The sequence below is a fragment of the Mesorhizobium kowhaii genome, from assembly GCF_042431665.1.
Classification (GTDB): Bacteria; Pseudomonadota; Alphaproteobacteria; order Rhizobiales; family Rhizobiaceae; genus Mesorhizobium; species Mesorhizobium kowhaii.
In genome coordinates, this window is the sequence record NZ_JBHLYT010000143.1 from 1 (window position 1) to 1,247 (window position 1,247).

The 1,247-nt window shown below is 63.3% G+C and carries 2 protein-coding genes; both read left to right on the forward strand.

Translation table 11 applies throughout. The features are described 5' to 3' along the window. A partial coding sequence (locus ACFFNA_RS36145; RefSeq protein WP_378924755.1) for a hypothetical protein occupies positions 1-316 on the forward strand: 316 nt, incomplete at its 5' end. A gap of 98 nt (positions 317-414) precedes the next feature. After that, positions 415-1,247, forward strand: an 833-nt coding sequence (istA, locus tag ACFFNA_RS36150) for an IS21 family transposase (RefSeq protein WP_378924757.1), incomplete at its 3' end; no start/stop codon positions are given.

Here is a 1,247-nt window from a genome sequence, read left to right on the forward strand (position 1 = left end):
CCGCTCCCGCCGATATCGCCAGCGCTGCAAAAACAACGTGACGCATCAGTCTCCACCTTGTCTGCCGGATGGTTCACGACTGAACGCGCCCCTGATCGACGGCACCGTCGCACTGGACGACGTCACCGCTGAAGCGGTGCCATCGATCCCTCCGGCTCCGTGCTGCCGGCGCTGCAGTTGTCGGCTGCCGCCGTTCTTTCGCGGCGGCTTCGTGCGTCGCCGAGGGGCCTATGTCCGTCAACACGACTATGGAGACCCAACCGATGACCATATCCGCCGAGAAGGAAGCGATGATCCTGCGCCTGTACCACGTTGAGAGGTGGCGCTGTGGAACGATCGCAACGCAATTGCATTGCCACCATACGACGGTCTTCCGGGTTCTGAAGGAGGCCGGTCTGCCCCGCCCACAGGCCGGTGATACGTCCCGCCGAGGTCGACCAGTATCTGCCGTTCGTCCAGCGGACGCTTGAGACATATCCAGACCTGACCGCCAGCCGCCTGTACGGGATGGTGCAGGAGCGCGGCTACAAGGGCTCGTCCTCCCACTTCCGGCATATGATCGCGCTCCACCGTCCGCGCAAGGCTGCGGAAGCGTTCCTGCGTCTGCGCACCCTGCCGGGCGAGCAAGGCCAGGTCGACTGGGCGCATTTTGGTCACATCGAAATCGGCAAGGCTCGCCGCCCGCTGATGGCCTTCGTCATGGTGTTGTCCTACTCGCGCGACATCTATCTGCGCTTCTTTCTTGATGCCCGCATGGAAAACTTCCTGCGCGGCCACGCCGGTGCGTTCAACGCCTGGAATGGTTTGCCCAGGGGGCTGCTCTATGACAACCTTAAGAGCGCTGTGCTTGAGCGTCACGGCGATGCCATCCGGTTCCATCCGACACTTCTGGCCTTCGCGGGCCATTATCGCTTCGAGCCCCGTCCCGTCGCCGTGGCGCGGGGCAACGAAAAGGGCCGCGTCGAGCGCGCCATTCGCCACATCCGGGAAGCCTTCTTCATCGCCCGCAAGTTCAAGGACCTCGACGATCTGAATGCCCAGGCCGAACAATGGTGCCGCAACCAGGCCGCCGACCGGCCATGCCCCGAGGACCGGACGATGACGGTTCGTCAGGTGTTTGCGCAGGAGCAGCCCATGCTTCTGCCATTGCCCACCAACCCGTACCCCATCGAGGAGCAGATCGCCGCGAAGGTCGGAAAGACACCCTATGTCCGCTTCGACCTGAACGATTACTCGGTTCCCCATAC